General features: G+C 67.8%; 16 protein-coding genes and 1 tRNA gene. 6 read left to right on the forward strand and 11 right to left on the reverse strand.

The features are described 5' to 3' along the window. Positions 1–154: 154 nt before the first annotated feature. From CCA01S_RS10550 to recC, 6 genes are all read right to left on the reverse strand, one after another. Positions 155–940, reverse strand: a complete 786-nt coding sequence (locus CCA01S_RS10550; RefSeq protein ID WP_066458093.1) for a MetQ/NlpA family ABC transporter substrate-binding protein — start codon at positions 938–940, stop codon at positions 155–157. Between the two features lie 59 nt (positions 941–999). Continuing rightward, positions 1,000–1,656, reverse strand: a complete 657-nt coding sequence (locus tag CCA01S_RS10555; RefSeq protein ID WP_066458095.1) for a methionine ABC transporter permease — start codon at positions 1,654–1,656, stop codon at positions 1,000–1,002. Continuing rightward, on the reverse strand, positions 1,653–2,666 hold the full coding sequence (locus CCA01S_RS10560) for a methionine ABC transporter ATP-binding protein (protein ID WP_066458096.1): 1,014 nt from the start codon (positions 2,664–2,666) through the stop codon (positions 1,653–1,655). Before CCA01S_RS10560 ends, CCA01S_RS10555 begins: the two co-directional genes overlap by 4 nt. 103 nt (positions 2,667–2,769) lie before the next feature. Then, a complete protein-coding gene (gene recD / locus CCA01S_RS10565; protein ID WP_066458097.1) occupies positions 2,770–4,635 on the reverse strand; it encodes an exodeoxyribonuclease V subunit alpha in 1,866 nt (621 codons plus the stop codon). Continuing rightward, positions 4,632–8,228: an exodeoxyribonuclease V subunit beta gene (gene recB, locus CCA01S_RS10570; RefSeq protein ID WP_066458099.1), complete on the reverse strand. Its 3,597-nt coding sequence runs from the start codon at positions 8,226–8,228 to the stop codon at positions 4,632–4,634. Before recB ends, recD begins: the two co-directional genes overlap by 4 nt. Further along, a complete protein-coding gene (recC, locus tag CCA01S_RS10575; protein WP_066458102.1) occupies positions 8,225–11,617 on the reverse strand; it encodes an exodeoxyribonuclease V subunit gamma in 3,393 nt (1,130 codons plus the stop codon). Before recC ends, recB begins: the two co-directional genes overlap by 4 nt. 178 nt (positions 11,618–11,795) lie before the next feature. Between recC and CCA01S_RS10580 the strand changes: the two genes are divergently transcribed. Further along, complete coding sequence (locus CCA01S_RS10580) at positions 11,796–13,331, forward strand: TerC family protein (protein ID WP_066458105.1); 1,536 nt, start codon at positions 11,796–11,798, stop codon at positions 13,329–13,331. 69 nt (positions 13,332–13,400) lie between these two features. Here the strand turns inward: CCA01S_RS10580 and CCA01S_RS10585 are convergent, their stop codons facing one another. Then, positions 13,401–14,255, reverse strand: a complete 855-nt coding sequence (locus CCA01S_RS10585) for an SDR family oxidoreductase (RefSeq protein ID WP_066458109.1) — start codon at positions 14,253–14,255, stop codon at positions 13,401–13,403. 91 nt (positions 14,256–14,346) lie between these two features. Between CCA01S_RS10585 and CCA01S_RS10590 the strand changes: the two genes are divergently transcribed. The 3 genes from CCA01S_RS10590 (at position 14,347) to CCA01S_RS10600 (ending at position 16,586) form a co-directional block, all read left to right on the forward strand. Continuing rightward, positions 14,347–14,763, forward strand: coding sequence for a winged helix-turn-helix transcriptional regulator (locus tag CCA01S_RS10590; RefSeq protein WP_066458111.1), 417 nt, complete (start codon positions 14,347–14,349; stop codon positions 14,761–14,763). A gap of 16 nt (positions 14,764–14,779) precedes the next feature. After that, positions 14,780–15,190: an arsenate reductase (glutaredoxin) gene (arsC, locus tag CCA01S_RS10595; protein WP_066458114.1), complete on the forward strand. Its 411-nt coding sequence runs from the start codon at positions 14,780–14,782 to the stop codon at positions 15,188–15,190. 94 nt (positions 15,191–15,284) lie between these two features. After that, entirely contained in the window at positions 15,285–16,586 is a 1,302-nt protein-coding gene (locus tag CCA01S_RS10600; protein ID WP_066458116.1) for an arsenic transporter, read from the forward strand. 109 nt (positions 16,587–16,695) lie between these two features. Here the strand turns inward: CCA01S_RS10600 and CCA01S_RS10605 are convergent, their stop codons facing one another. Then, entirely contained in the window at positions 16,696–17,517 is an 822-nt protein-coding gene (locus tag CCA01S_RS10605) for a pyridoxamine 5'-phosphate oxidase family protein (protein ID WP_066458118.1), read from the reverse strand. Between the two features lie 97 nt (positions 17,518–17,614). Between CCA01S_RS10605 and msrP the strand changes: the two genes are divergently transcribed. Together msrP and msrQ are read left to right on the forward strand one after the other, a co-directional pair. Further along, positions 17,615–18,577, forward strand: coding sequence for a protein-methionine-sulfoxide reductase catalytic subunit MsrP (gene msrP / locus CCA01S_RS10610; protein ID WP_066458125.1), 963 nt, complete (start codon positions 17,615–17,617; stop codon positions 18,575–18,577). 10 nt (positions 18,578–18,587) lie between these two features. Next, the gene (msrQ, locus tag CCA01S_RS10615; protein ID WP_084386685.1) at positions 18,588–19,316 is read left to right on the forward strand and encodes a protein-methionine-sulfoxide reductase heme-binding subunit MsrQ; all 729 of its coding nucleotides are present in this window, start codon (positions 18,588–18,590) and stop codon (positions 19,314–19,316) included. 44 nt (positions 19,317–19,360) lie between these two features. Here msrQ and CCA01S_RS10620 read toward each other — a convergent pair whose 3' ends face one another. From CCA01S_RS10620 to CCA01S_RS10630, 3 genes are all read right to left on the reverse strand, one after another. Further along, entirely contained in the window at positions 19,361–19,822 is a 462-nt protein-coding gene (locus CCA01S_RS10620; protein ID WP_066458127.1) for a DedA family protein, read from the reverse strand. Positions 19,823–19,834: 12 nt separating this feature from the next. Further along, on the reverse strand, positions 19,835–21,139 hold the full coding sequence (locus tag CCA01S_RS10625) for an MFS transporter (protein WP_084386686.1): 1,305 nt from the start codon (positions 21,137–21,139) through the stop codon (positions 19,835–19,837). 270 nt (positions 21,140–21,409) lie between these two features. Further along, positions 21,410–21,485, reverse strand: a tRNA-Lys gene (locus CCA01S_RS10630). Between the last annotated feature and the right edge of the window lie 55 nt (positions 21,486–21,540).

Here is a 21,540-nt window from a genome sequence, read left to right on the forward strand (position 1 = left end):
TCAACCGAACAGCACACTAGGCGTCCATCTTAACTGAAAGGCCCGGAAACCCCGCCCCCGAAGGGCCTGGATTTCCGGGCCTGAGCCGCATTTCTCGGGAAATCCCCTAGCTTTCAGAGGGCATTTCCCGCCATGGCGTGGGCGACCGCGACAATCAGAATGCCGGGACGATCGCGCCCTTGTACTTGCTCAGGATGAACTCGCGCACCTGCTCGGTGTGCAGGGCATCGACCAGCTTGCGGATGGCCGGATCGTCCTTGCGGTCTGCGCGCGTGACCACCAGGTTGGCATAGGGCGAATCCTTGTCTTCGAGGAACAGGGCGTCCTTGATGGGGTTCAGGCCCGCTTCGAGCGCGTAGTTGGTGTTGATGAGCGCCAGATCGACGTCGGGCAGCACGCGCGGCAGCGTGGCGGCTTCAAGTTCGCGGAACTTCAGGTGCTTGGGGTTCTCGACCACGTCGCGCGAGGTGGCGAGGATGTTGGTCGGGTCTTTCAGCTTCAGCAGGCCCTGCTTTTGCAGCAGCAGCAAGGCGCGCGCACCGTTGGACGGATCGTTGGGCAGGGCCACCAATGCGCCGTCCTTCAGGTCCTTGATGTCTTTGATTTTCTGTGAATACGCGCCGAAGGGTTCGACGTGCACGGCACCGACCGACACCAACTTGGTGTCATGTTCTTTGTTGAACGAATCCAGATAGGGCTTGTGCTGGAAGAAATTGGCATCGATCTGCTTGTCGGCCACCTGCAGGTTGGGCTGCACGTAGTCGGTGAACACCTTGATGTCCAGATCGACGCCTTCCTTGGCCAGCTGCGGCTTGACGAATTCGAGCAGCTCGGCGTGCGGCACCGGCGTGGCGGCCACGCTGAGCTTGACGGCATGCGCCGGGGCGGCAAACGCCAGGGGAAGGGCCAGCGCCAGCACTGGAACAAATTTCTTGAACATGAATGAACTCCTGTGAAATTCTGGAATCGTCGGCGGGCCTTCCCGCCGACGGCACATCATCAACGCCGATTGAGCCGGGCCACCCAGCGGTCGCCCACCACTTGAAACACCTGCACCATGATGACCAGGATGACCACGGTCACCGCCATCACGTCCGCCTGATACCGCTGGTAGCCGTAGCGCACGGCCAGATCGCCCAGGCCGCCGCCGCCGATCACCCCCGACATGGCCGAATAGCCCACCAGCGTGATGGCCGTGACGACCGTGGCCGCCAGAATGCCGGTCGTGGCTTCGGGCAGCAGCGCCCACAGCACCGTCTGGCGCGAGGTGGCCCCCATCGAGCGGCAGGCTTCGCTGACGCCCGGGTCGAGCTCGCGCAGCACGTTTTCCACCAGGCGGGCGAAAAACGGCGCGGCGCTCGCCACCAGCGGCGGGATCGAACCCTGCACGCCCAGCGCCGTGCCGACGATGAGGCGCGACATGGGAATCATGACGATGAGCAGAATGAGAAAGGGCACCGAGCGCAGCACGTTGACGATGAACGCCACGCTTTGGTAGGTGGCCTTGTTTTCCATCACCTGGCCGGGGCTGGTGAGAAACAACAGCACGCCTACCGGCAGGCCGATGAGCAGCGTGAACAGCAGGGAAAAGCCCGTCATCAGCAACGTGTCGATCGTGGCTTCGCCGATCATCCACCAGTCTACATTGGCCATCATGTCCGCAATACCTCGTAATGCACTCCGGCCTGATCCAGCGTGCCGCCCAGCGCGCCCAGGCTGTCTTGCGCGCCCTGCACCGCCACGATCAGCTGCCCGTAGGGCGTGTCCTTGATGCGCCCGACCGTACCCTGCAGGATACTGAGGTCGAGGTTCAGCTCGCGGCTCAGGTGGCTGAGCAAAGGCTTGGCCGTGGTGTCACCCCGGAAGCTCAGGCGCAGCAGGCGCCCCGGCACCCCTTCGGCCATCGCCCGCCAGCCTTCACCGCCGTCCATCCCGCTTTCCGACAGCAGCGAGCGGGTGGCATCGTGCCGCGGGTGCAGAAAGACTTCCAGCACCTGCCCGGCTTCGACGATGCGGCCCGCCTCGATGACGGCCACGCGGTCGCACACGGCGCGGATCACGTCCATGCTGTGCGTGATGAGCACGATGGTGAGCCCCAGGCGCTGGTTGATGTCGCCCAGCAGGCGCAGGATGGATTGTGTGGTTTCGGGGTCGAGCGCCGAAGTGGCCTCGTCGCACAAGAGCAGGCGCGGCTTGCTGGCCAGCGCCCGGGCGATGCCCACGCGCTGCTGCTGGCCACCCGAAAGCTGCCCCGGGTATTTGTGCGCGTGGTCGGCCAGCCCGACCAGGTTCAGCACCTCGCGCGCCCGCGCCATGCGCGCCGCCCGCGCCATGCCCGACAGGCGCAGCGGAAAACAGACGTTGTCCATGACGGTACGCGCGCGCAGCAGGTTGAAGTGCTGGAACACCATGCCCACCGAACGACGGTATTCACGCAGCTGCGCATCGGAATACGCGGTGATGTCGCGGCCATCGACGCGCACGCTGCCCTCGGTGGGGCGTTCGAGCAGGTTGAGCATGCGGATGAGCGTGCTTTTGCCCGCCCCCGAGCGCCCGATGATGCCGAACACCTCGCCTTCGCGGATGTTCAGATTGACATCGGCCAGCGCATTGACCGTGCGGCCCGCCGATGCATAAGTTTTACGGATGTTCTCGAGATCGATCAAGATGTCAAATCACTTAAAAAACACGATCCCGGATCATCAGGATGCAGGGCATGAATTTACCATGCGAATTATCCGGGTTAACCCCGTAGCATATAACGAAAACTTATAAATCACCATGCAGCCGGTCACCCAGGCCCGACTGGCGCTGCGTGCGCACTTGCACGGCCTGCTCGAACAGGCCGGGCCGGCCGTCGAGCAGTACGAACTGCTGGCTGGCGCGGGTGACGGCGGTGTAGACCAGTTCCTTGCTCAGCAGGCCGCCCGCCTGATCCGACAGCCCCCGGTCGGGCATGTGCAGCAGCACCCGGGCAAACTCCGAGCCCTGCGACTGGTGCACGCTCAGGGCGTAGGCCGCCTGACTTTGCGTCTCCAGCTGATCCGGCACGATCCAGCGGATGCCGTCCATGTCGGCAAAGGCCACGCGCAGGCCCTTGCGCGGATGATCCAGCAGCATGCCCAGGTCGCCATTCATGAGCCCGAGGTCGTAGAGGTTGCGCGTGACCAGCACGGGCAGGCCGGCAAAGCGGTTCTCCTGCCCGACCAGCCCCTGGCGCCGCAATTGGCGGATGACGCGCTCGTTCAGACCTTCGATACCGTCCGGCCCCTGGCGCAGGGGGGTGAGCAGCTGCTGGCGCCCCTGGCGCCGCAGCAGGGCGTGCGCCCAGGCGTCGATACCGCCCGCGTCGGCCTGCGCCGCGGGCCGCGTGGCGCGCATCTCGTCCAGCAGCCGGGCGATGCCCGCCTCGCCGTCGATGAGTTCACGCGTGATCCAGCCCGGCGCCTGCGCCACCCGCCGCAGCTGTGCGGGATGCGCCTGAAACGCCTGCCGCACGGCGGGCACGTCCTGCCGGTTGATCGCCTGGGCCAGCGCGGCGATGCCGGGGGCATCTTTGGAGCGCCAGTTTTTGCGCAGCTTGACAGTCTGCTGCGCAAGCGCGGAGCCCGGCTGCGCGGCGGGGGGCAGCGCCAGGCCGGTGGCCGCGCGGATGAAGTCGCAGGTCGGCGCGTCGTAGGCGGCCTGATCCGCCGCGCGGCACAGCTCGGCCATGACGGCGCCCGCCTCGACCGAGGCCAGCTGGTCTTTGTCGCCGACCAGAATCAGGCGACACGCATCGGGCAGCGCGTCGAGCAACGCCACCATCAGATCGATGTCCACCATCGAGGCCTCATCCACCACGATCAGGTCGGCCACCAGCCGATGCCGCGCGTCGTGGCGGAAATGGCGGCTGTCGCGCCGCGTGCCCAGCAGCCGGTGCAAGGTCTTCACCCGCCGGGGCAGCGCCGCCTTCAGCGCATCGGCCAGCGGCAAGTCGTCGATGGCGCGGCCAATGGACGTTTCCAGACGATTGGCGGCCTTGCCCGTCGGGGCGGCCAGCTCGATGAGCAGCGGGCGGCCCGCCGCGCACGCCTGCTGCTGCAGCAGCGCCAGCAGCTTGACCACGGTGGTGGTCTTGCCCGTGCCGGGGCCGCCGGTGACGATGCCAAAGCCGCTGCGCCCGGCCAGCGCGCACGCCACGCGCTGCCAGTCGGGCTGTTCTGTCGAGCGCTCGAACAGGACGTCCAGCCAGGGCAGCAGGCCGTCGGCCCGCAGGTATTCCCGGGCCAGGCGCGCCCGGATGTGCCCGGCCAGCCGCGTTTCCAGGCGCCAGTAGCGCAACAGGTACAGGCGCCGCCCCTCCAGCACCAGCGGGCGGGTGCCGTCGGCGGCCAGCAGCGGGTTGTCCGCCAGCAAGTCGGCCAGCGGCGCGCCGCAGTAGGCCTGCACGAGCGCCGCGCTGTCGGTGGCATCCAGCGCCAGACAGAGATGCCCCTGCGCCAGCTGGCGACTCACCAACCCGGCCAGGCGGCACTGGGCTGGCGTGGCCACGGGAAACTCGCGCTGCAAAAAGGCTTCGAGCGCCCGATCGATGGCCCGCGCCACCGGCGGTGCGTCCTGGGTCGGGCCAAACGGCAATTCGAGTTCGATCATGTGCTTGCTCCATCAAACAGCGCGTCCACGGCGGTCAGCACGTCGAGATCCGCCAGCAGCGGCACGATGCCGCGACTCTCGCTGTCGATGCCGCGCAGAAAAAAGAACAGGCTGCCGCCCAGGTGGCGCGCAGGGTCGTAGCCGGGCAACCGCTCGCGCAGCAAGCGGTGCAACGCCACCTGATACAGCAGGCCCTGCAGATCGTAGCGATGGTCGAGCATGGCGCGCCGCATGGCGGGCAGGTCGTAGGCGGCGGCGTGCTCGCCCAGGTGGTTGGATTTGTAGTCCAGCACGTAATAGCGCTCGCCCACGCGAAACAGCAGATCGATGAAGCCCTTGAGCATGCCATTGAGGCGCTGCGCGGGCAGTTCCTGGCGCGCGCCGGGCAGCAGCCGGGCCGCGCAGGCTTCGAGGGGCTGCAAGGCGGTCTGGCGCAGGCGCAGCCAGAATTCCGTTTCGGCCCGGCTGCCCTGCGCCTGCGCCAGCGCGCACGTCGTCCCGCCCAGCGGCAGGGGCGTGGTCAGCAGCCTGGGCAGCCATGCGGCCAGCGTGTCCTGGTAGGCCGACCAGGGCTCGGCGCGGCACATCCGGCGCGCCAACCGCTCGGCCTCGGGCACCGTGCTCGCGCGCGCAAACCCCAGGGCGCAGGCCTTCTCCAGCAGGCCGTGCAGCAGGTTGCCGGCCTCGGGCCCGCGGGGAAAACGGTGGATCGAGCCGTCGGCGTCGGGCAGCGGCCCCTGGTCGCCGGCATCGCCGCGCTCCAGTAGCCGCTCGCTGGCCGGGGTGAAGCCGCCTCGTTCAGCCTGGCTGATCAGGCGCGAATAGCTGGTGACGATCCAGGTCGGCGGCACGCGCGGCATCCGCGTGCCGGGCGGCGCCAGGGGCGGCAAATCCATCTCGGCGGCGCGGGGCGCGGGGGCCTGCGGGGCCGTCATTTCCAGGCGGATGGCGTCTTCGGCCCCCTGACACAACTGTTCGAGCCGCGCCTGCACGGCGTCCAGCTCGACGTGTTGCGCGCCCAGCAGCAGCCGCCCCAAGGGGCTGGTCTCCAGCTGATGCGCCGCGCTGCGCCCGTGGGCGCAGGGCAGCACGCCCAGCCAGCACGCATGCACGGCCCGCGTCACGCCGACGTAGAGCAGGCGCATTTCCTCGGCGGCCTCGGCCTCCCAGTCCGGGCCTTGCGCCAGGCAGGTGAACGGCAGCATCACCAGGGGGAATTCCAGCCCCTTGGCGCCGTGCAGGGTCATGATGATGACGCGATCCTGCTCGTTTTCCAGGCGCAGCAGCAGTTCGGCGTGATCTTCGCCACCGGGGCGCTGGCTGGCGATGGCCGCCTCGAGATAGGCCAGCAGGGCCTGCATGCCATCGAGCCCCACACTGGCCTGCTGCAGCAGCTCGGCCAGGTGAAAGAGATCGGTGAGCACCCGTTCGTCGCGCTGGCGCCGAGGCAGGTCGAGCCGCTGCACGCAACGGTGCAGCATGGGCAGCACGCCCAGCCGCTGCCAGGTTTCCTGCAACTGGCGGAATGCCAGCAGGTGCTGCTGCCAGCGGTCTTCCTGCGTGACCTCCGCCACGAGCGCCTCCGGCGCATAGGCCATCAGATCGCTTGCCAGGGCCGCCCGCACCCGGCCCGCCTCTTGCGGGTGTGCAATGGCATCGAGCAAGCGAAACAGGTCAATGGCGGTCGGGCTGTCGTAGACGCTGCTTTTCTCGGAGAGAAACACGGCGTCCACCCCGACCCGCTTGAGCGCCGCCTTCAGTTGGTCGGCCTGGGCGCCCGTGCGCACCAGGCAGGCAATCTGGCGCGGCTCCAGCGCGGCCTGTCGGCCATCCGCGTGGCGCAGCAGCGCGCGCCCTGCCCGGGCCTCATCCAGCAAGGCCGCCACGCGGGCGGCAAATTGCCCGGCCAGGGCCGCCTCGGCCTGCGTCTTGGTATAGACCGCGCCGTCCGCTGGATAGCTGATCGTAAGCGCCGCCATGGGCTGACCGTCGGCCAGCAGCTGCCAGTCGCGGCCCCGCGCTTCGATGGGCCGATACTGGATGCTGTCCGTGCCGAACACGCCACCGTCGGCCAGCGCCAGGGGCGACTGCAGGAACAGGTGGTTGCAGGCCCGCACCATGTCGCGCGCCGAGCGGTAGTTGGTCTGCAGGGTATAGCGCGCCGCCGCAGCCTGGCTGGCGGCCGCGTAGGTCTGGATGTCGGCCCCGCGAAAGCCGTAGATGGCCTGCTTGGGGTCGCCGATCATGAGCCAGGCATGCGCATCGGGGTCGCGCTGCCCGTAGATGTGCTGAAAAATCGCATACTGATGCGGGTCGGTGTCCTGAAATTCGTCGATGAGGGCGGCGGGATACGCGTCGAAAAGCTGCTGTGCCAGCACTGGACGGCCCTGGCGCGCCTCGCGCCGCAGGGCGTGCGCCAGGGACACCACCATGGTGTCGTAGGTGATCTGGGCCCGATCCCGCAGGCGCCGCGCTTCTTCGGCGGCAATCCAGCCAGCGGCGTGCCGCAGCAGTTCGTCCAGAGGCAGCTCAGGCACCGCCTCCTGCTTGTCCAGGCAACGCGCCAGGGCGGCCAGGCAGCCCGCCAGCGCCTCGGGGATCGCCTGCGCGCGCCCCTTGAGCCATTTCAGGCCATCCGGCGTGTAGGCTCGCAGGCCCTCCTTGCACTTGCCTTCGTCGAGAAACACCGCCAGCGCCTCGGCGCTTTTCTTGCTGAGCTGTCGGCTGCCCAGGTTGCCAAGCTCGACCTGAGCCGCCAGCCAGTCGGTGAGCCTGCCCTGCTGCTCGGCGAGCAGCGCGCGCGCCTCGTCGAGCGCGGCCTCGGCGGCCTGCAAGGCGGGGTCGATCTGCGTGAGTCGTGCCGGAAACGGCACCGCCACGCCGCTTGCATCCGTATCGGTCACGTCCGCCGCGCCCTCGTCCGCCATGGCCCGCAGGGCTTTGGCCAAGCCTGCGGGACTGCTGATCTGGGCGTGCGCCAATTGGCGGCAAACCGCCGTCGGCAGCGGCTGGATGAAGCAGCGCCAGTAATCTTTGAGCACGGTGTCGCGCAAGGCGGCGGCCTCGGCCTGAAGCTCCTGCTCGAACGCCATGCCCGCCGCGAAGGCAAAGCGCTTGAGTGCCCGCTGGCAGAAACTATGGATGGTGTAGATGGCGGCGAGATCCATCTCCTGGGCGGCCTGGCGGCAGCGCCGGGCGCAGAGAGCCAGGTCGGCCTGCGCGGCGCTGTCGGCCAGCAGCGCCCGCAGAAAACCGTCTTGCACCGTGTCGATCAAGGCCTGCACGGCCTGCGGCCCGGCGTCGAGCTGTTGCTGGCTGGCCTGCTGAAATACGTCGGCGGCCTGCGCCAGGCGTTCGCGGATGCGCTCGCGCAGCTCTTGCGTGGCGGCGCGGGTGAAGGTGAGCACCAGGATGTCGCGCGGGCTGAGGGCCTGGCCGCGCCCGCCAAAGGTGGCGATGCGGCCATGGCCCAGCACCAGGCGCACGTAGAGCGCCGCCAGGGTATAGGTTTTCCCGGTGCCCGCGCTGGCCTCGATGAGGCAGCTGCCCCGCAACGGCAGCCGCAGGGCATCGAGCAAAGTGAAGTCGCTCATGCGGGGTCTCCCTCAAGGGCCTGCGCCATCGGGCGCCACAGGTACTCGGCAAACCAGGCCTGCGCCGCCTGATCGTCCTCGTCGCGCGGCCAGTGCGCCCGCACGGCGGCGGCCAGCGCCGCCGCATCCTCCGGCACCTCCGCGGCATCTTCCGCGGCCAGCCGCAGGGCGGTAGTGTCCAGCCGCAGGGGCTGGCACCACGCCATCCGGTAGAGCAGGCACAGGCGGTTCAGCGATTGCAGCGCCCTGTCGCGGGCGAGCACCTTGAAGACGATCTGCCGGTCGCGGGACACCAGCACCGTGCGCGCGGCGATCCCCGCCGCGTTGGCCAGCAGATGCGGCACCCAGGCCGCCGCCAGCTTGTCATGGCGCAAGGCCTTGGCATCCTGGACATTGCTGGCCGTGGTGTACACCAGCAACGGCTGCCCCGGCGCTTCCCAGAGTTGATCCAGAACGCCGTCGAGCGTCAGCGGCACGCCGTCCGCCTGCGGGCGCAGTGCGACGGCGCGCGCAGCCAGCCGCCGCGCACCCTGCACGTGCTGCCGCCAGCGGCGATGAATGGAGGCCGCCGCGCTTTGCTCGCGCGCGAGAATGGCGGCGGCAAAGCCCCCCGGCGGCAGCGCGCCATTGCGCGCCCAGCGGCTGGCAGCCTGCTCGTCCCCGTGCAACAAGGCGTCGAGCAGGGCATCGCGCAGCTGCCAGCGCTGCAGGGCATCCAGACCGAAGGGCTCATCATTGTCTTCCTGCGCCTGCGGGTCTACCACCAACGCCGCCAGTCGATCCCGATAGAACACATCGGCGGGCGATTTGAGCAGGCGCACCAGCGCGGCGCCCTCCAGGGCCGTTGGCGCGTCAGCGACAGCGGCGGCGGGCACGTCGGCGGCAGCCCCGCCGCGCGTCACCGAAACAGATGCGGGGGCCAACACCGCTGCTGTGGAATCGTCCGCCGCGCGCACCTCGGCGGGCACGTGCAGCTGCCGCCACTCGCGGCCCCAGGTGCGCGGCGGCGGCTCTGTGGCTGTGTGCGCACCATGCGCCTCGTCCCGCCCAGGCTGCTCAAAGTAGCGGCGGCTGAAGGGTGCCAGCGGCCAGGCGCGCGTCAAAGCGGCGCTGGCTGGCAGCGGGCGGCCCTCGTCGTCCGTCCGGCCCGAGACCCAGTGGCGATCCAGGTGATCGCGCAGCTGGCCCACCAGCGTGCAGGCGGGCTTGTCGCTGTTGCGGTTGATGTCGCGCCCCACCCAGCTGATGGTGAGGCTGTCGCGCACGCTCATGAGCGCTTCGAGAAACAGGTATTGGTCGTCGTCCCGCCGGTTGCGGTCGCCCGGGCGATAGTCGGCGGCCATCAGGTCGAAATCGGGGGCCTGCTGCTCGCGCGGATAGTCGCCTTCGTTCATGCCCAGCAGAAAGACGTGGCGAAACGGCAGCGCCCGCATGGGCATGAGCGTGCAGAAGGTGATGCCGCTGAACGACAGTTGCTGCGTCATGCCGCCTTGCGCCACGAGATCGAGCCAGGCTTCGCGCGCCTGGGCGAGCGGCAGCGTCTCGGTGAAACCGGCCAGGGCGCAATCCTCCTGCCACTGCAGCAGCGCCTCGCGCAAGCGGCCCAGCAGCAGGCGGTCGTCATCGCTGACGGCGAGAAACAGGGACTCCAGCCAATGGGCGAAGACCTGCCCCCAGGCGTCCGGCGTGCGCTCGGGCAAGAGCGCGTCGCGGCACTGGCCCAGCGCGTCAATGAAGGCCGCCAGCTGCCCCAGCAGCACGCCCTGGTTGGCGCTGACCTCATCGAGCGCAACGCAGGAGAAGATGTCCGCGTCACCCGCGCAATAGCCCGCCAGCAGCTGATCCAGCCCGGCCTGCCAGGTGTTGTGGCCGCGCCAGGCGTCGTTCGGCGCAGGCGTCAACCGCAGTATCTGGCGCTTGTGTGCCGCATCCCGCCCCCAGCGGACGTGGCTGGCCGTGGCCCAATTGAGCAAGGCATCGAGGTCGTCCTCGGCAAACCCGGCGCACGCGCGAATGGCCGGCAGCTGCAACAGCGCAAAAACCTCGCTCAGGCTCAGGCGCTGGCGGGGCAGATCGAGCAGGTATTCCAGCGCCTGGTACAAAGGCACGTCCCGGTCGTGCCGGTCGCTGATGGAAAAGGCCAGGCGCCGGGCGTCCTGCGCGGGATAGCGGCTGAAGACGGCTTCGATGTGAGGCGCATAGCGGTCGATGTCCGGGGTCATCACCACGATGTCGCCATAGCGCAGGCTGGCGTCGGCGGCGAACAGATCGAGCAATTGGTCGTGCAGCACCTCGACCTCGCGCTGGCGGCTGTAGGCGGGGCAAAAATACAGGCCGGGATGATCCGGCAGCGGCTGACCGGTCAGTGGCGGACGGTTCTCCAGCATCGCCTGCTGCAGCGCGCAGACGAGGGAATCGGCCCGCGTCACCGCGCTGGCGGGCGCATACGGGTTGATTTCCTGCGTATGAGCCAGCTGCAGCTCGGTGGGCTCGAACGTGCTCATGAGCCGAAGAAAATCGCGCCCCCGCGCGCCCCAGTGTTCCAGCAGGGCATTGCCCGCCTCGAAGGCCTCGAGATCGGCCACCCCGCGGTCGGCCCAGTATTCTTCGCAGGGGCTGAGGATCATGAGCAGCACCTGGCAGTGGCGCGACAGCGCGTAGAGGGCTTCCAGCAGCTGGGCCGGCATCGAGTTGATGCCAAAGAGAAACACGCGCTCGGGCAGGCCCGCCGGGGTGTCGCCGTCCAGCCGCCGCAAAAAGGCCCGGTGCAGGTGGGCGCGCGAGCGCGTGCGGTCGGCGGGCGGCAGGCTGGCCACCAGGGCGCGCCACAAGGTGGCCTGCCAGGCTTCGTCGCGCCCCAGCCCCCGGGCCTCGCCGGTTTCCCAGGCCTGTATCCAGTCGGCGCGGTACAGCTGGTACTGATCGTAGAGATCAGCCATTTTGCGCGCCAGCTGGAAGCGCTTGGTGTGATCGGCGTCCTGGCTGAGAAACTGGCGCGGGCGCTCGAAGCCGGCCTCGTCCAACAGCGTGGGCAGCAGGCGCAGCACGCGCCACTGCAGGCTGTCTTTGTCGAAAGGCGAGCGCTCGGCCAGCGACGCGGGATCGAGCACCTGGCGGTAGAGTTCCCACAGAAAACTGGCCGGCATGGGATAGCGCACCCCGGCGCTGACGCCCAGCGCCTGGGCCTGCCGCAGCTTGAGCCAATCGGCCATGCCATTGGATTGCACCAGGATGACGTCGTCTTCCAGCGGCGCCAACGGCACCGCCCGCCGATGCTCGATCATCAGCGTGGCTAAGGTTTCAAGGTGGTTGGCATGGATGATGCAAAAACCGGGCTGCATGGCGGATACGGGAAAGGGAAAAGGCGGAAACCAGCGGGTGCGGGACATAGTACCCAAACCACAGGCTGCGTCGGGCCTCCAGCGGGCTACGCTATACTCAAAAAGGTAGCGCGCCAAGCCCCCCCTTGGCCATCAGCCGCCGTCCCTGGCGGCACCCCTTGCGTCCATAACGGACTCACACTTCGTACCCCGCCCGATCTTCACGCTTCTCGATACGGACTTCTCTATGGAATGGCTTTGGGATCCCACCGTCTGGGCCGGCCTGCTGACCCTGGTGGTGCTGGAAATCGTTCTCGGCATCGACAATCTGATCTTCATCGCGATTCTGGCCGACAAGCTGCCGCCCGCGCAGCGCGACCGCGCCCGTCTCATCGGTCTGTCGCTCGCGCTCGTCATGCGTCTGGGGCTGCTGTCCATCGTCTCGTGGCTGGTGACGCTTACCACGCCCCTGTTTGCCCTGGGCCCGCTGTCCTTCTCGGGCCGCGACCTGATCCTGCTGCTGGGCGGCCTCTTCCTGCTCGTCAAGGCCACGTCCGAGCTGCACGAACGCCTGGAGGGCGGCAGCCACGAAGCGGGCCAGCACAGCGCCTTTGCCAGCTTTGCCGTGGTGGTGACGCAGATCGTGGTGCTGGACGCGGTGTTTTCGCTGGACGCCGTCATCACCGCCGTGGGGATGGTGGACGAGCTGCTCATCATGATGGCCGCCGTGGTGATCTCGATGGGCATGATGATGTGGGCCTCCAGGCCGCTGACGCGCTTCGTGAACGCCCACCCGACGGTCGTCGTGCTGTGCCTGAGCTTTCTGCTGATGATCGGCTTCAGCCTGAGCGCCGAGGGCCTGGGCTTCAAGATACCCAAGGGCTACCTGTACGCCGCCATCGGTTTTTCGATTCTCATCGAGTTCTTCAACCAGGTGGCCAGCCGCAGCCTGCAACGGAAAGAAGCGCACCTGCCGCTGCGCGAGCGCACGGCCCGCACCGTGCTGCGCCTGATGGGCAAAAAGGCGCACGCGCCGGATGCCGCAGCGCCGCTTCCGGCCACGCCCGAGGCGGGCGACATCACGTTCGGCGCGGAAGAGCGCAGCATGGTGAGCGGCGTACTGACGCTGGGCACACGCAGCGTGCAATCGATCATGACGCCGCGCCCGCAGATTTCCTGGGTGAACCTGGACGATACCGCCGAGACCATCCTGCGGCAGCTGCGCACCATGCCGCACAGCTTTCTGCCCGCCTGCCGTGGCCAGCTGGATCAAATCGTGGGCGTGGTGCGCGCCAAAGATCTCATGGCCTGTCTGATGGACGGCAGCGACCTCGCCGGCCCGCTGCTGCGCGAACCGGTGATTCTGCCGGACACGACCAGGGTGCTGGATGTGCTGGACACCCTGCGCAGGCCCGACGGGCAGCTGGTGCTGATCGCCGACGAGTACGGCACCATCGAAGGTCTGATCACGCCCATCGACATTCTCGAAGCCATCGCGGGCGAGTTCCCCGACGAGGACGAGCAAAAGACCATCCAGCAGCTGGCGCCGGGGCACTGGCGCGTGGACGGCGCCGCCGACCTCTACCACCTGGCCCAGGCGCTGGACACCGAGGCGCTGCCCACGGGCGACCCCAACTACACCTCGATTGCCGGGCTGCTGCTGGCGCAGTTTGGTGCCCTGCCCGAGGTGGGGGCCACCATCGAACGATATGGCCTGCGCTTCGAGGTGCTGGAAATCAGCCAGCGGCGCATCTCGATGCTGGACGTGACCCGTGTGGACTGATCACGCCGCACCCGCCCGACGGACGGCGGCGTACGGGTGCCACGGACAGCCAAGCGCCCCGGCGCTCGTTCAGGCATGCGCCAGCGCGTCGGCCACGACGGCGGACAACGGTGTCGTCGGACGGCCAATCAGCCGGGAGAGCTGGTGGCCCTCGTCAAACAGCCCGCCAGCGGCCGCACCGACGTCCCAGGAGGCGATCGCCGCGGCGAACCCCGCGGGCAGGCCGAACTCCCGCAGCTTGGCGGCATACTCGGCCTCGCTCAGGTTCTGATAACGGATGGCCTTGCCCGTCTGGCGGGCAATTTCAGCAGCCAGATCGGCCAGCGTATAGGCCGCGTCGCCGGCCAACTCGTAGGTCTTGCCCTCGTGGCCGGGCTGCGTCAGGACGGCCAGGGCCGCCGCGGCGTAATCCGCCCGCGCCGCCGAGGCGATGCGCCCCTGGCCCGCCGCGCCCAACACGGCGCCTTGCGCCAGCACCCCTTGCAGCGCGCCCAGGTAATTTTCGGTATACCAGCCGTTGCGCAAAACGGTGTGCGCAATGCCGGACGCCCGGAGCATCTGCTCGGTCTGCACGTGCTCGACGGCGAGCGAGGCCAGCGGCGAGGTGTCGGCCCGCAAGAGGCTGGTATAGACGATGCGGCGCACCCCCGCCTGCCGGGCCGCCTCAATGAGGTTGCGGTGCTGCCCGACGCGCTGGCCCACCTCGCTGGCGGAAATCATCATCAGGGTATCGACCCCGGCCAGCGCCGGGCCCAGGGTGTCGGGCCGGGTGTAATCCGCCTCGCGCGCGGCAACGCCCAGGTCGGCCGCCTTGGCCGGTGTGCGTGCCAGGGCGATGATTTCGCTGGCCGGGCGGGCGGCCTTCAGGCCGCCGATCAGGATGCGCCCCAGGTGGCCGGTGGCGCCGCTGACTGCAATGGTCATGATGTGTGTTCCTTATTGAAGGTTGAATGGATCGACGAACACACTATAAAATAGCTGCTTATTAATTGTAAGTACGCACATCAAGGTAAGTATGAAATCAGCCTCTTCCCCGGCGGCGCCCGGCACACCGCTGTCCGAACACCTGCTGCGCGGCAACCTGCTGGCCGCCGCCTGTCCCTCGCGCGACGTGCTGCGCCACGTCACCAGCCGCTGGGGCGTGCTGGTGCTGATGGTGCTGGAAACCGGCACCCACCGCTTCAGCGCGCTGCGCCGCGCCATCGGCGGCGTCAGCGAACGCATGCTGGCTCAGACCCTGCAATGGCTGGAAGAAGACGGCCTGGTGCGGCGCACCGCTTACAATGAAGTGCCGCCGCGCGTGGAATACGCCCTCACGCCCCTGGGGCGCGAGGCCGCCGGGCACGTCCGCCGCCTGGCCGACTGGATCGAGGTCAAGCTGCCCGACATCCTGGCCGCCAGGCCGGACGCCGCCGACACCCAAGCTCACTGATACGACCACACTACCCATGAATCCGACCATCTACCACAACCCGTCGTGCGGCACCTCCCGCAACACCCTGGCCATGATGCGCGCCTCGGGCGAAACGCCCGATGTCGTCGAATACCTGAAAACCCCGCCCAGCCACGCACAGCTGCGCGACCTGATCCAGCGCATGGGCAGCACGCCGCGCGCGCTGCTGCGGCGCAAAGAGGCCATCTACGGCACGCTCGGGCTGGACGACCCCAGCCTCACCGACGCCCAGCTGATCGACGCCATGCTGGCGCACCCCATCCTCATCGAACGCCCCATTGTGGTCACCGACAAGGGCGTGCGGCTGTGCCGCCCCGCCGAGCAAGTACTCGAACTGCTGGCGCAGCCGGTGGCCTCCTTTACCAAAGAAAACGGCGACATCGTGCGGCACACTGCGGCACGCTGACATCCCACCCCGACACAGCCCCCGGTTGCCACGTCCCCTGCGGCCATCCGGGGTGCGGCCGACATCCGCCCCAACACGCACCGTACACCCCCACATGATGGCACTGCTTCTCTTCGTACTCACCCTGACGCTGGTGATCTGGCAACCGCGCGGCCTGGGCATCGGCTGGAGCGCCCTGGGCGGCGCCCTGCTGGCCCTGCTGCTGGGGGTCGTGCAATGGGCGGACGTGGCCGTCGTCTGGCACATCGTCTGGGACGCCACCTTCACCTTCGTGGCGCTCATCATCATTTCGCTGATTCTGGATGAGGCGGGATTTTTTGCCTGGGCCGCCTTGCACGTGGCCCGCTGGGGTCGCGGCCATGGCACCCGGCTCTTCGCCCTCATCATCGTGCTGGGCGCCGTGATTGCGGCATTTTTTGCCAACGACGGCGCGGCGCTGCTGCTCACCCCCATCATGATCGCCATCCTGGCCCGGCTGCACTTCGCACCCAAGACTGTGCTGGCCTTCATCATCGCCAGCGGCTTCGTGGCCGACACCACCAGCCTGCCGCTCATCATCTCCAATCTGGTGAACATCGTCAGCGCCAATTACTTCGGCATCGGCTTCGACCGCTACGCGGCGGTCATGGTGCCGGTGAACCTGATCTCGCTGGCGGCCACCCTGGGGGTGCTCTGGGTGGCCTTCCGGCGCCAGCTGCCACGGCACTACTCGATGAAAACGCTGCAGGCGCCCCGCTCCGCCATCCGCGACGCGCTGGTCTTTCGCGCCGCACCGCCGCTGCTGGCCGTGCTGTTGCTGGCGTATTTCGTGACGGCGCCGCTGGGCGTGCCGGTATCGCTGGTCACGGGCACCGCGGCCCTGCTGCTGATGGCGATTGCCGGGCGCTGGTGGCACGCCGGGCGCGGCGCCGTCGTCTCGGTCGGCACGGCGCTACGCCACGCGCCCTGGCAGATCGTGCTGTTTTCGATCGGCATGTACCTGGTGGTCTACGGGCTGGGCAAGGCCGGGCTCACCGCGCTGGGCGCGGACGCCCTCGTCTGGCTGTCCCGGCAAGGCGATTTCATCGCCACCGTGGGCACGGGCTTTTTGTCGGCCATCGTGGCCTCGGTCATGAACAATATGCCCTCCACCCTGGTGGGAGCGCTGGCCATCCACCACGCCCAGGTGGCGCCGCATACGCAAGAGCTGATGGTCTACGCCAACGTCATCGGCAACGATCTGGGCCCCAAGCTCACCCCCATCGGCAGCCTCGCCACCCTGCTGTGGCTGCACGTGCTGGCCAGCAAGGGTTACCGCATCGGCTGGGGGCAATACATGAAGATCGGCCTGCTCATCACGCCACCCGTGCTGCTGGCAACGCTGGCCGCCCTGTATCTGTGGCTGCCCAGGATGTAGAACAGACGGGTCGCTCAGACCGCGACGGCACCACTATCATTATTTCCCCGCTTGCAGTTGAACAGCAATGGGTGTGTTGGCGGCAACCACTGGTTTCAAGGTCGTTCTCCTACTGTTGTGTGGATCGGGGCTCGCCGGCAAAGACGACCGACTGGCATTTCAGGTGCACCATTTCCAGCCCATCCATCAGGAAAAAACCGGCTTCCCAAGGGTTCTTGAGTACGAAGGCCGTGCGCACTTGCTCATAGAGCGGCAGAGTCGGCGGCACCTGGAAGGCCTGCATTTCAAGGATGGTGTAGTTCCAGTCGATGGCCTGCTCGAAGGTGAACTTGGCGCGCTCATCGATGATGAAGAAACAGTGCGGATCGCGCCTGAGCTGGTGCAGTTTGAACGTGTCTGGCACGGATATCAGAAACACGTCGTCGATTTCGGTGTTGAGAAAAGCCAGCACTGTCGTGTGCGGCTGATTGGCGGCCAGCGTGGTGAGAATGCCTACCTTGTTGTGATGTTCACGCGCTTGCACCGGCCCCAACTGCCGCAACGGCGTGATGGGCAAAGTGCATTCCGGGCGGGCGTCCGGCGGAAACGCATACCCCGGCTCACGGTGCTGCTCGACGACCTGCAGGCCATGGATCAGCATGTACTCTACCGGCTGCAGCGTGACCCAGCCCTCGTCGGTGGCCACGACGCGTCCCTTGTACGAGGTGCGGTAGACCCGCAGCTCGGCATCCAATTCGTCCACCCCGGTGCGGTTGTCCAGATGCAGGGTGACCAGCGACCCCATGGCGAGGGCGTGACCCTTGGGGATGAACACCCGCAGGACGTTGTCCGCGCGAGGATACACCACTCCCACGTGGTGCACGAGCCCTTGCAGCTGGTAGGACGCGAGCACCCCCAGCAGCTGCTCACCCAGGTAATTTTTCAGAGCCATCCGCCCCTCCGGCGCGTTGCACATGTGTGCAGATTCTACAGGCCGACGCCACGGCTCAGGGAAAAGGCAGAAAATGTCTCTTGCGGAGGTACGCATCATGCACCACACCTGGAAAACCGACACCCGGCCATCCGACATCACGCCCGAGGCCGTCTGGCGCGAGCGGCGGCGGTTTCTGCGGCAGGCGGCCCTCGCGCCGCTGGCGCTGGGGGTGATGTCCCGCGCCGGGGCCGCCTCGAACGACGCCCCGTCAGGCCCCGTGCTCGCGGCGCGCAAAAACGCCCGCTGGTCGGTGGACGACCCCCCCAACAGCTGGCGCGACATCACCACCTACAACAATTTCTACGAATTCGGCACCGGCAAGGGCGATCCGGCCCGCTACGCCGACAAGCTGCGCCTGACGCCCTGGACGGTGCGGGTCGATGGCGCCGTGCGTCGGCCGCTTACCCTGGACATCGACGCGCTGCGCAAGCTGGCGCCGCAGGAAGAGCGCATCTACCGCCTGCGCTGCGTCGAGGCATGGTCGATGGTGATCCCCTGGATCGGCTACCCGCTGGCGCAGCTGCTCAAACAGGCCGAGCCCACCGAAGACGCACGCTACGCGGTCTTCACCAGCGTCGTGCAGGCGGATGTGATGCCCGGCGTGCAAGAAGGCATCCTCGACTGGCCTTACGTTGAAGGCCTGCGCCTGGACGAGGCCATGCACCCGCTCACCCTGCTCACCTTCGGGCTCTACGGCCACGAACTGCCCGCGCAGGACGGCGCCCCCATGCGCGTCATCATCCCCTGGAAATACGGCTTCAAATCGGGCAAGTCGCTGGTACGCATCCACTTGCAGGCGACGCAGCCCACCACCAGCTGGATGCGCGCCGCGCCGCAGGAATACGGTTTCTACGCCAACGTCAATCCCGCCGTACCCCACCCGCGCTGGAGTCAGGCCACCGAGCGGCGCATCGGTTCGGGCTTTTTCGCCGCCCGCATCCCCACCCTGCCCTTCAACGGCTACGCACAGGATGTGGCCGGGCTCTACCAGGGCATGGATCTGGTGCGCAACTTCTAAGGCGGCGTTCATGCGCGGTACAGCCCCCGATGCCCCCGCCCACCTGGACAGCCAGGACGACCGCCGCGCGCAACCCAAACCGCCCAGGCCGCCCCAGCCACTCCGCCACGGCCAGCGGCTGCTGGGCCTGGGCTTGCACGCCCTGGGGCTCTTCCCTCTGATCCGCTGGATCGTGCTGGGCTACAGCGCGGGCCTGAGCGCCAACCCGCAAGAATTCCTCACGCGCTCGTCGGGCACCTGGGCGCTGGTGCTGCTCTGGGCCACCCTGTCGATCACTCCCCTGCGACGGATCGGCGGCTGGAACACGCTGGTGCGCCAACGCCGCAAACTGGGCCTGTACGCCTTCTTCTACACCGTGCTGCACGTGATTGCCTGGGGGCTCTGGGATCGCGGCGGCGTGCCGCGGGCGATGTGGGCCGACCTCTGGCAGCGCGACTTCATCGGCATCGGCGCCGTGGCCACGCTGTGCCTCATCCCACTGGCCCTCACCTCGACACACGGCTGGATGCGGCGCCTGGGTCCCTGGTGGGGCCGCCTGCACGCGCTGATCTATCCGGCGGCCATCCTCTCGGTCTGGCACTTTTTCTGGATGCGTGCCGGGAAGAACGACTACTTCGAGCCACGGCTGTACGCCGTGACGCTGGCGCTGTTGCTGGGACTGCGGTTGTGGTGGTGGACCAGTCGCCGCTTCAGGCGGGCACCTGGCCGCACCGCCCGCGGCAGTGGCGGACTGGGCTGACGACCGGTGTACGGACACGGCATCGGGCGCTGGCGCCGCCTTGGCTACAGCAACCGGAACAGGCCACGCGCCAGACCGTAGCCGATGCCGCCCACCAACAGCGCCCAGACGATGGCCCCGATGAAATTGAAGAGGGCAAACCGCCGCCAGGACACGCCGCTTGCGCCCATGGCGATGGGGCCTGCCATGCGCAGTCCATACAAAAAACGGATCACCAGAATCAGCCGTGCATCGTAGCGCCGCAGCAAGGCCTGGGCGCGCGCCACACGCGGCTGCAGCGCCGGAAAACGCGCGACCAGCCGTGTGCCGTAGCGGTGCCCGAGAAAAAAGAAACACTGATCGCCCAGCGAGCCGAACACCGCGGCCAGCGCCACGACGACGGGCAGCTGCAGATAGCCCCGGGCAGCCGCCGCCGACGCGGCCAGCAGCACCGTCTCGCCTTCCAGAAACGTGCCGACGGCCACCGCCCAGTAGCCATAGGCATGGATGAGGTCGGCGACATCCATGGGGCGGGCGGATCAGGCCGCGGCAGCGCGGCAGGAGGCCCCCACCCGCTGGCGGCTGATCAGCAGCGCGATCAGCGCGGCGACCAGACCCGTGACGCCCGACACCACGAAGGCCGTCAGGTAGCTGCCGGTCACGTCGCGCACGACGCCGCCCATCCAGGCCGCCGTGGCGGCGCCGAGTTGATGGCCGGCAACGATCCAGCCGAACACCACCGGCGCCTCGCGCTCGCCAAAGACATCGGTGGCCAGGCGCAGCGTGGGCGGCACGGTGGCGATCCAGTCCAGGCCATAAAACACGGCAAAAATGGCCAGGCTGTAGAACGAAAAATCGGTATAGGGCAGCACGATCAACGAGAGGCCGCGCAGGCCGTAATAAACGAAGAGCAGCTTGCGCGGATCGTAGCGGTCGGTGAGCCAGCCCGAGGCCGTGGTGCCGACCAGGTCGAACACCCCCATCAGCGCGAGCAGGCCCGCCGCCTGGACAGGAAGGATGCCGTGATCGCCGCACAGCGCGATCATGTGCGTGCCGACCAGGCCGTTGGTGGTGAAACCGCAGACCCAGAAGGTGGCAAACAGAAACCAGAAGGCGGGGACGCGGCTGGCGCGCCCGAGCGTACCAAAAGTGGCGGCCAGCAGGCCGACGCCCGGCGCGGCGGCCACGGGCGGCCTGGCCGGGTCGCCGCCATAAGGCAGCAGGCCCATGTCGGCGGGCTGGTCGGGCACCAGCCGCCAGACCAGCGGCACCATGAACACCATGGCGGCGGCCACGACCCAGACGACGCGCCGCCAGTCTCCCGACGACGCCAGGCTGGCGAGCACGGGCAGGAAGACGAGATTGCCGGTGGCCGTGCTGGCCGTGAGGATGCCCATGGCCAGGCCTCGATGCCTGACGAACCAGCGATTGGCGACGGTGGCGGCAAGCACGGCGGCCACGGCCCCCGAGCCGATACCCGAAAAGAACCCCCACAAGGCGATGAGATGCCAGGCCTGGGTCATGTAGGCGCTGGCGGCGGACGAGGCCGCCATGACGGCCAGCGCCGTCAGCAGCACGCGGCGCAGGCCGAAATGATCCATGGCCGCCGCGGCAAAGGGGCCCGCCATCCCGTAGAAGAAGATGCCGATGGCCGCAGCCAGCGAGGTCGTGGCCCGGCTCCAGCCGAAGGATTGCTCCAGCGGATCCAGCAGCACGCTGGGCGTGGCGCGCAGCCCCGCCGAGAACAGCAGGCAGAGAAAGATGACGGCAACCACCACGAAGGCGTAGCGCTGGCCCAGACGGGAAAAAAGAGTCGTACTCGCGAAACGCGCGGAAAATCGCATGATGGGGAACCGCCGATAGACGCAGACAGGTGTCAGGGCCGTGTGTTGAAGGGTGCCGTCTATATTACCCACGAAATGCCCGCGACGAGACACCCGCGCCATCCGCTCGTGCGGCACACGCGCCCAGGCCGCAAGCGCCGCCGCATGCGAACAAACACGGATACCCAAGACGCGTTCTGCGTCTCAGAATAGTCTTCGACCGACGCTTGGCAGATGCGGGGGGCGGAAACGACAATGCCCAGGCAAGCAGCCTGGGCATCTGAAAGGGGCTGGTGGGTCGTGCGCGGCTCGAACGCGCGACCAACGGATTAAAAGTCCGGTGCTCTACCGACTGAGCTAACGACCCAACCTAAGCCCTAAATTCTGACATCATATAGACCAATCGTCAAGCAATACAAGAA

Origin of the sequence: Castellaniella caeni NBRC 101664 (assembly GCF_001592225.1) — a bacterium.
GTDB classification, from domain to species: domain Bacteria; phylum Pseudomonadota; class Gammaproteobacteria; order Burkholderiales; family Burkholderiaceae_B; genus Castellaniella; species Castellaniella caeni.

Bases quoted from the DNA above. Each gene is read 5' to 3' on its own strand.
- CCA01S_RS10550 (WP_066458093.1), bottom strand. From the start codon at position 940: ATGTTCAAGAAATTTGTTCCAGTGCTGGCGCTGGCCCTTCCCCTGGCG.
- CCA01S_RS10555 (WP_066458095.1), bottom strand. From the start codon at position 1,656: ATGATGGCCAATGTAGACTGGTGGATGATCGGCGAAGCCACGATCGAC.
- recD (WP_066458097.1), bottom strand. From the start codon at position 4,635: ATGATCGAACTCGAATTGCCGTTTGGCCCGACCCAGGACGCACCGCCG.
- recB (WP_066458099.1), bottom strand. From the start codon at position 8,228: ATGAGCGACTTCACTTTGCTCGATGCCCTGCGGCTGCCGTTGCGGGGC.
- recC (WP_066458102.1), bottom strand. From the start codon at position 11,617: ATGTCCCGCACCCGCTGGTTTCCGCCTTTTCCCTTTCCCGTATCCGCC.
- CCA01S_RS10580 (WP_066458105.1), top strand. From the start codon at position 11,796: ATGGAATGGCTTTGGGATCCCACCGTCTGGGCCGGCCTGCTGACCCTG.
- CCA01S_RS10585 (WP_066458109.1), bottom strand. From the start codon at position 14,255: ATGACCATTGCAGTCAGCGGCGCCACCGGCCACCTGGGGCGCATCCTG.
- CCA01S_RS10590 (WP_066458111.1), top strand. From the start codon at position 14,347: ATGAAATCAGCCTCTTCCCCGGCGGCGCCCGGCACACCGCTGTCCGAA.
- arsC (WP_066458114.1), top strand. From the start codon at position 14,780: ATGAATCCGACCATCTACCACAACCCGTCGTGCGGCACCTCCCGCAAC.
- CCA01S_RS10600 (WP_066458116.1), top strand. From the start codon at position 15,285: ATGATGGCACTGCTTCTCTTCGTACTCACCCTGACGCTGGTGATCTGG.
- CCA01S_RS10605 (WP_066458118.1), bottom strand. From the start codon at position 17,517: ATGGCTCTGAAAAATTACCTGGGTGAGCAGCTGCTGGGGGTGCTCGCG.
- msrP (WP_066458125.1), top strand. From the start codon at position 17,615: ATGCACCACACCTGGAAAACCGACACCCGGCCATCCGACATCACGCCC.
- msrQ (WP_084386685.1), top strand. From the start codon at position 18,588: ATGCGCGGTACAGCCCCCGATGCCCCCGCCCACCTGGACAGCCAGGAC.
- CCA01S_RS10620 (WP_066458127.1), bottom strand. From the start codon at position 19,822: ATGGATGTCGCCGACCTCATCCATGCCTATGGCTACTGGGCGGTGGCC.
- CCA01S_RS10625 (WP_084386686.1), bottom strand. From the start codon at position 21,139: ATGCGATTTTCCGCGCGTTTCGCGAGTACGACTCTTTTTTCCCGTCTG.